The sequence below is a fragment of the Flavobacterium filum DSM 17961 genome, from assembly GCF_000425465.1.
Classification (GTDB): Bacteria; Bacteroidota; Bacteroidia; order Flavobacteriales; family Flavobacteriaceae; genus Flavobacterium; species Flavobacterium filum.
In genome coordinates, this window is record NZ_AUDM01000017.1 from 46,389 (window position 1) to 54,359 (window position 7,971).

Sequence of the window (7,971 nt, forward strand, 5' to 3'; positions counted from 1 at the left end):
ATATTCTATTCTCTATATTCTATTCTCTTTTTATAACAATTCAAAAATTCCAGCACTTCCTTGACCAGTTCCCACACACATACTCACAATTCCGTATTTACTTCCTCTTAATCGCATTTCATCGAACAATTGAACGGATAATTTTGCACCCGTACAACCAAGTGGATGACCCAATGCAATGGCTCCACCATTCACGTTTACGATGTCAGGATTTAAACCTAATTCACGAACTACAGCCAAAGATTGTGATGCAAAAGCTTCATTCAATTCAATTAAATCAATATCATTTAAAGTTAATCCTGCTTGTTTTAAGGCTTTCGGAATGGCTTTTACCGGACCGATTCCCATTATTCTGGGTTCAACTCCAGCTGATGCGAAATTGACTAAGCGAGCAATAGGTTTGATGCCTAATTCGGTTACTAATTCTTCGCTCATAATTAATACGAAAGCCGCACCATCACTCATTTGAGATGAATTTCCTGCTGTAACTGAACCATCAGCAGCAAATACAGGTTTCAATCTGCTTAATGCTTCTTTGTTGGTATCCGCACGTGGTCCTTCGTCTCTAGTAACGGTATAGGATTTGGTTTCTTTTTTTCCGTTTTCATTCAAAAAGGTTTGCTCAACAGTAATCGGTACGATTTGTTTGTCAAATTTTCCTTCTGCTTGAGCTTTTAAAGCTTTTTGGTGGGAATGAAATGCAAACTCATCTTGGTCTTCACGCGACACGTTGAATTGTTTCGCTACTGCTTCCGCCGTTAAACCCATTCCCCAGTAATAATCTTCATTTCCATTTGCCGCAACGGAATAATCCGGAGTAGGTTTGTAGCCACCCATCGGAATAAAACTCATGCTTTCGGCACCACCGGCGATGATGCAATCGGCCATTCCCGATTGAATTTTGGCAGTTGCCATTCCAATTGTTTCCAAACCTGAAGCACAATAACGATTCACCGTTACACCCGGAACATCAGTCACTTTTAATCCCATTAAGGAAATTAGGCGACCTACGTTTAGTCCTTGTTCAGCTTCGGGCATAGCGTTGCCGACCATTACGTCGTCGATGCGTTTTTTGTCGAAATCGGGTAATTCGTTCATCATGAACTGAATAGTTTCTGCCGCCAATTCATCTGGTCTTTTAAAACGGAATACTCCTTTTGGTGCTTTTCCGACTGCGGTTCTGTATGCTTTTACGATGTATGCTGTTTTGTTCATTTTATCTTAATTTAAAATACAATTAACTCCAATTTCTTCTGCTCTTTTTATAAAATTTAAAGCTAAATTCAGGTCTTCAATATCTAATATTACCTCAATATTATCGAGAAGCTTAGTCACATTTTCATGGGCCTCTTTTAAAGAAATATTTAATAATTCTGTCTGTAATTTTGTTAGAGATATTTTTTTCATTCCATATCTCCAACTCTTCATAGTTACTTGAGCCATTATTAATTTAATTTCTCAGAGGCTTCCCTTTTGTCAACATAAATTGAATTCTCTCTAAAGTTTTTCTCTCAGTACATAAACTCAAAAATGCTTCTCGTTCAATATCCAACAGATACTGCTCAGTCACCAATGTTGGTTCTGATAAATCACCACCAGCCATTACATACGCTAGTTTGTTGGCAATTTTTCTATCGTGTTCCGAAATGTATTTTCCGGCTTGCATTTGGTCAGTTCCCACTAAGAACATTCCCAACGCTTGTTTACCTAAAACTTTAATGTCTTTGCGTTGAATTGGTTGTGTGTAACCTTGTTCTGCCATTTGCAAAGCAATTTGTTTGGCCACCGCAATTTGTCTGTCACGATTCACCACCACAATATCTTTTCCTTTTTGAAGAATACCGAAATCAAAAGCTTCATAAGCAGAAGTAGCTACTTTAGCCATTCCGATGGTAAGGAAATATTCTTGCAACACATTTAATTCTACATCGTTTTTACGGAATAAATCAGCGGCACGCAAGGTCATTTCTTTAGAACCACCACCACCTGGAATTACACCAACTCCAAATTCAACAAGACCAATGTAAGTTTCTGCGGCAGCTACTACGCGGTCAGCATGCATCGTCATTTCGCAACCACCACCCAAGGTCATTCCATGTGGAGCAACGACAACCGGAATAGAGGAGTAGCGGCAACGCATCATTGTGTCTTGGAACATTTTGATAGCCATGTTCAATTCATCATATTCTTGTTCAACAGCCATCATGAAAATCATTCCGATGTTGGCTCCCACAGAAAAATTTGCTCCTTGGTTACCAATGACTAAACCATTGTATTCTTTTTCCGCCAAATCGATGGCTTTGTTGATGCCTTGTAAAACGCCACCACCAATGGTATTCATTTTAGAATGGAATTCTAAATTCAAAATTCCGTCACCTAAATGATGAATCGTGGCATCTGAATTAGCCCATACTTTTTGACTCTCTCTAATATTATCTAAGATGATAAATGCATCTTGACCCGGAATTTTTTCTTGTGATTTTGTTGGGATGTTATAAAAATAGGTTGCTCCATTTTTTACGGTATAGAAAGAAGCGTTTTCAGATTTCACCATTTCAGTGACCCAAGTGGCCGGTTCATAGCCTTCTGCACGCATCATTTCAATTCCTTTGGCGACACCAATGCTATCCCAAATTTCAAACGGACCATTTTCCCAACCGAATCCGGCTTTCATGGCATCATCAATTTTATATAATTCGTCGGATATTTCAGGAATTCTGTTGGAACAATAGGCAAACATGGCGGCAAAATTTTTCCTGTAAAAATCACCGGCTTTGTCTTTTCCTTTCACCAAAACACGGAAACGATCAATTGGTTTGTCGATAGTTTTCGTTAATTCTAAAGTAGCAAAAGACGCTTTTTTATTTGGGCGATATTCCATCGTATCCAAATCCAACGATAAAATATCCTTATCTACTTTTTTATAAAATCCTTGCTTGGTTTTGCTTCCCAACCATTTGTTCTCCATCATTTTGTCGATGAAAGCAGGCAATTTGAATAAATTGTGAGCTTCATCATTTGGACAGTTTTGGTAAATTCCGTTAGCTACGTGAACCAAGGTATCTAAACCAACCACATCAACCGTTCTAAAGGTTGCCGATTTTGGACGACCAATTACCGGACCGGTTAATTTATCAACTTCTTCAATGGTTAGGCCCATTTCTTTCACTTGGTGAAACAGACTCATGATACCGAAAATTCCAATTCGGTTACCGATGAAGGCCGGAGTATCTTTGGCAACGACCGATGTTTTTCCTAAAAATTGAGAACCGTAATTGGTTAGGAAATCTAAAACGGATTGACTCGTTTTTGGTCCCGGAATGATTTCAAATAATTTTAAATAACGAGCCGGATTGAAGAAATGCGTTCCGCAAAAATGCTGTTGGAAATCATCAGAACGACCTTCGCTCATAAATTGAATCGGAATTCCAGAAGTGTTTGAAGTTACCAATGTTCCCGGTTTTCTATATTTATCAACTTGCTCAAAAACAAGTTTTTTTATATCTAAACGTTCTACGACCACTTCGATAATCCAATCTACATTGGTAATTTTCGGCATATCATCCGTAGTATTTCCGGTAGTAATTCGGTTGGCGAATTTCTGACTGTAAATAGGCGAGGGGTTGGACTTTAGAGCATTCGTTAAACTGTCATTTACGATGCGGTTGCGAACTACTTTACTTTCTAAAGTGAGCCCTTTTTTCTCTTCCGGTTCTGTTAACGCATTTGGAATGATGTCTAACAAAAGTACTTCAACACCAATGTTGGCAAAATGACACGCAATACCGGAGCCCATGATTCCGGAACCGATGACTGCCACTTTTTTGATTGTTCTTTTCATTTTTTATTTCTTATTGCGGGTTTCGGATTACGAGTTACGAATTTCCGCTGGTTTTGTTTGTTTTATTTTTTTTAAACAGTTTTAAAAATTAGAAAAATATAAACATAACTGTCTATTTTCTTTTCTCTTTGTTCTATTTTCTTTCTAAAAAATCTTCTTCTCATTTATCAATTCCGTAATGACCTCTGCGACTTCAATAAAATTCTGTAATTTTTCATCGGAAACGTTTTGACGAATGACTTCATTAAATTTCAATACGGTATTTCTGGATAATTCTCTTTTTTCTTTGCCTAATTCAGTCAAATAAATAAGAACCCCACGACCATCATCCGGATTTTTTTTGCGAATGATTAGTCCTTTTTCTTCTAATGTTTTTAGCGTTCGGGTTAAACTGGTTGCTTCCATTCCCATTCGGTTACTGATGTAGGAGGAAGGTGTTCCTTCTTCTTTGTCAATGCTAAGCAACGCAAATCCAATTGCCATTGAACCATCGAATTTTGATGCTTCTTCGTTGTACATTCTAGCAACCGATTGCCAAGTCGCTCGAAGAATATAATCTATCGTTTTATCTTTCATATTTTACGCAAACGTTTTCAAAGATAATAAAAATTTATTATGCACGCATAGTATTTTTTAAAATTTAACATTTTTGTAAAATTGTAATGGTATTAAAAGTAGAGACGAGAAGGAAATATAATTGTGAAAAGCAATTTGAATTGGTAAAAATGAATAGGTATTATAAATAATTTAGTGTTGATTAAAATAAAAATGATTAATCCACATGATTTTCAAACCAATTGAGAATTATTATATGTACAAAAAATAGATAGAATGTAAATTCAAAAAAAATGAAATTTTACTTCCCGATACAGAAATTAAAAATATTTATTTTAAAGGGCTTAAAAGAAATGAGATACAAGCGAGGTACAAATTTATTTTTTTAGTGCTAATTTCTGTAAACGGTTTTCAGAACAAATTTAAAATAATTTCATCGTTTATAATCTCTCTTGTGAATTTATTTTTTGATTGATTTTTTTGTGAACTTTATATTATAGAATAGTATTAATTGGATATTTTTAATTGTTTTTTGTCATAGAATGCAGGATCGGGGTTTTGACATGATAGTATCATTTGATATTATCAGAGGTATGGAAAATTTTTACTTCCTTGCTAAGCAAAGTCTGCTTAGTAGCAAAGCTCAGCATTCTATGATAAAAAACCATTACTATTGTTATTTAAAATATAAAAAAAATTCCGCAAAGTCTGAAGACGTTTGCGGAGCTTTTCATAGGGTATTTGTTCTGAATACTTTGCGGAGTTTGGTTTGCATCATAATTTTAACAATTTTTAGTTGTTTTTTATCATAGAATGCGGAGCGGATGTTTTACAAATCATTTCAAGGATAAAATGTAAACTTCATTATTGAATTTCAATTTATTTTTAGATTTAATTAATAAAGAAAAAGCATCTATATCATATATTCTATTTGTTGATTCATAGATTGTCATTTTTCTTTTAATTTTTAAAGTTTTTTCATAAGTAATATTTTCAGTCAACTCCTCTCTTGATTTATCATTCAAAAAATAACATTTAGAATTTTGAATTGGTATTTCAATATATTTAAACCCTATAAAATTATAACTTTCTAAATTTGGTTTTTTTAAATGTAATAGTTTAAGATTTAATTTTTTGTTTTCAGAAGTAATAATGGTTGTATCATTATAAAAATATCTATAAATAGTTTTAAACTCTTTAAAATTTTTATTTAAATCTTCACATTTATACACTTGCTTAAATTCACAAATAGTATCATTAATAAAATGTATTTCTCTTGTTATAAAATCATTTTCAAATATGTACTTGCCTTTTTCTTTGAAGTTTGAACTTTTACAAGAAATTATAAAAACAATCAATAAATATATTAAAAATCTCATTTTCAATTGTTGTTAAAATATGTTTCTTCAATTCCGATTGGGGGATAAGCATTTATAATACCATTGTTTGAAAATGTTCCAATATCATTAATGACATTTGCATTAATTTGATTTATATTGCTAATAGTATTTTTATATGGTAAGGAATTAAAAGGGATACCTCCCATAAAGGACATTTGATTAAGTTGGCCTTCTCTATTTGTTGTATTAGCAGAAACATAATTTAGCACACCATCAAATGCATACTGAGCACGATATGCATCAACTTCTTTTGATACACCATAACCATGTGGAAAGTCACCTTGTTGTCGAATTTCATTTCTACTATATTGTCCGCCATGTCTCGTCTCATGAATATCAGTTTTATTAGTAATTTTCATTGTTACAGTTTTACCGTCTGCACTTGCTGAGGTTTTAGCTTCTCCTTCTTTAGTAGCTTCATATTTAAATTCAATATTTGGATTATCTCTCATACTAGTTAAATCTTCTTTCGACTTCTTTAATTCTTTGATTCTATCATTTGTATCCCCAATATCACCATTTTTTTTTGTTATAGAATTAAGTTTTTTTTCTAAATCCATTATTTTTGCATCAATTTTCTTTTCTATTTTTTGTGCAGTTTTTTCAGATTTCTCATCATACCATTTTGCTTGCATACCATCTGGATCTACAAAAACTAATGGATTATTGTAAGCGTTATTATATGGTGTCCACCTTCTGCTATTTTCAGCCAACGGGTCAATATTCATCCATCTACCAATTGCAGGGTCATAATTTCGTGCATGGTAATCGTACATGTTAAGCCCTAGCTCGTCTTGCCACTCCTTCCCATTATACTTATACTTATACTTATACACCATCGGTTTTTCCTCCGTTGGCAATACTAAACCGGGTATTTGCAAAGCTGTAAGTTCGTCTTCTTTTTTGCCGTATTGCTTTCTACCCGTGTTGTAATTTTGGTGTTTTAAACCAAAAGGGTAATAGTGGTTTTCTTCCAATACTTTAAGAACGTTGGTTTCAGGGTCTTTTCCATAGTTTAAGCGGATGTTGCCAAGGTGGTCTTTGTACTGATACGCATAGTTAATTACTAAGGTTTCCGTTCCAAATTTTACCACACTTACATATCCTTCCGGGTGAGGGAAGAATTGTAATTCATTCTTCACATATTGAAAACCGCCTAAATAATCGGTTACAACCGGGTCTTCACTGCCTTGGTAAACTGTTTTGCCTACTTTAACGCCTGCAAAAAATAAAACTAATTGATCTGACTTTTACTTTATTTCAAAAGTAATAAAAACTTTTAATTATTTGCTAGAACCACCCGAAAGGATTCGGGCGGGAGCGGTTTCTGAAAATAGGCTTTCTTTAATCGGTTCAAATCATCGTAGCTGTAACTGTATTTTCGCAGGATATCATCGGTTCTGGTTTTCCAATAGGTTTCGGCTATGTTACCGTTAAAGAGTGGTTTTACGGTGTTACCAAAAGTGGATTGAACAACGTTGATATCTCCATTGTCCGATTCAGTCACTTCATTGTAATTGATTTTAAATGCAAATAAATCATGATTTAAAGCTCCGTTTTCTCTTAAATCTTCAATATTGTTGATGTGGGTTAGCCATCCTCTGATGTTGTAACGATAATCAATTTTTTGATAACCAATTTCATTTTGAACGTCTGGTCCACCCACTTGTTTTGAAATCAATTGACCCAGTTCGTCATAGGTATTGGCAATGATGAGTTGGAGGAGGTTTTAGGAGTAGTGTAAAACTATAAGAAAGCATCAATCTCATTTATGTTGTTATATATTAGATGGCAATAAATGTTAAAAAAAATCCGCAAAGTCGGGAGGTACTATCTTCAAAACCAAATTTTATTAGATCTTTTTTTTATTAAATTTGTATTAGCATAGAGGAAGCACACTGTGATCTTTCACTGGATGTTTACCTTGTATAGCCTCAACTTGTTTGGGGCTATTTTTTATGTTTTTTTCAAAGGTAAGCACAGAAGAAAGTTCTTGTTCCTTTTCTTGAATATTATAAATTTGAGGATTATATTCTTGATTGTTTTTCCAAAGAGAGTAAATAATTATCAATAATTTTTTTTGAACAGCAACGTAGCTTTTCATCTTTACTCCATGCTTTTCAAAGGTTCTATTGTATAAGTTTAAAAAAGGTTTTTCTTTGCAACTGACTGCTG

The 7,971-nt window shown here is 34.0% G+C and carries 7 protein-coding genes and 1 pseudogene; all 8 read right to left on the reverse strand.

The genetic code is table 11. The features are described from left to right. Positions 1-30 precede the first annotated feature (30 nt). Positions 31-1,215 carry an acetyl-CoA C-acyltransferase gene (locus H601_RS0111145; protein ID WP_026711591.1) on the reverse strand — a complete coding sequence of 395 codons (1,185 nt, stop codon included), beginning with the start codon at positions 1,213-1,215 and terminating at the stop codon, positions 31-33. A gap of 6 nt (positions 1,216-1,221) precedes the next feature. Further along, on the reverse strand, positions 1,222-1,443 hold the full coding sequence (locus H601_RS0111150; RefSeq protein ID WP_026711592.1) for a hypothetical protein: 222 nt from the start codon (positions 1,441-1,443) through the stop codon (positions 1,222-1,224). 7 nt (positions 1,444-1,450) lie between these two features. Continuing rightward, entirely contained in the window at positions 1,451-3,841 is a 2,391-nt protein-coding gene (locus tag H601_RS0111155; protein WP_026711593.1) for a 3-hydroxyacyl-CoA dehydrogenase/enoyl-CoA hydratase family protein, read from the reverse strand. A 144-nt stretch (positions 3,842-3,985) separates the two neighbouring features. Beyond that, complete coding sequence (locus H601_RS0111160; protein ID WP_026711594.1) at positions 3,986-4,417, reverse strand: MarR family winged helix-turn-helix transcriptional regulator; 432 nt, start codon at positions 4,415-4,417, stop codon at positions 3,986-3,988. A gap of 815 nt (positions 4,418-5,232) precedes the next feature. Next, positions 5,233-5,775, reverse strand: a complete 543-nt coding sequence (locus H601_RS0111170) for a hypothetical protein (RefSeq protein ID WP_026711596.1) — start codon at positions 5,773-5,775, stop codon at positions 5,233-5,235. Positions 5,776-5,777: 2 nt separating this feature from the next. After that, on the reverse strand, positions 5,778-6,938 hold the full coding sequence (locus H601_RS0111175) for an RHS repeat domain-containing protein (protein WP_026711597.1): 1,161 nt from the start codon (positions 6,936-6,938) through the stop codon (positions 5,778-5,780). Positions 6,939-7,075: 137 nt separating this feature from the next. Continuing rightward, positions 7,076-7,477 carry a hypothetical protein gene (locus H601_RS0111180; RefSeq protein ID WP_026711598.1) on the reverse strand — a complete coding sequence of 134 codons (402 nt, stop codon included), beginning with the start codon at positions 7,475-7,477 and terminating at the stop codon, positions 7,076-7,078. Positions 7,478-7,675: 198 nt separating this feature from the next. After that, positions 7,676-7,971: pseudogene (locus tag H601_RS15635) on the reverse strand (hypothetical protein); the annotation flags it as partial.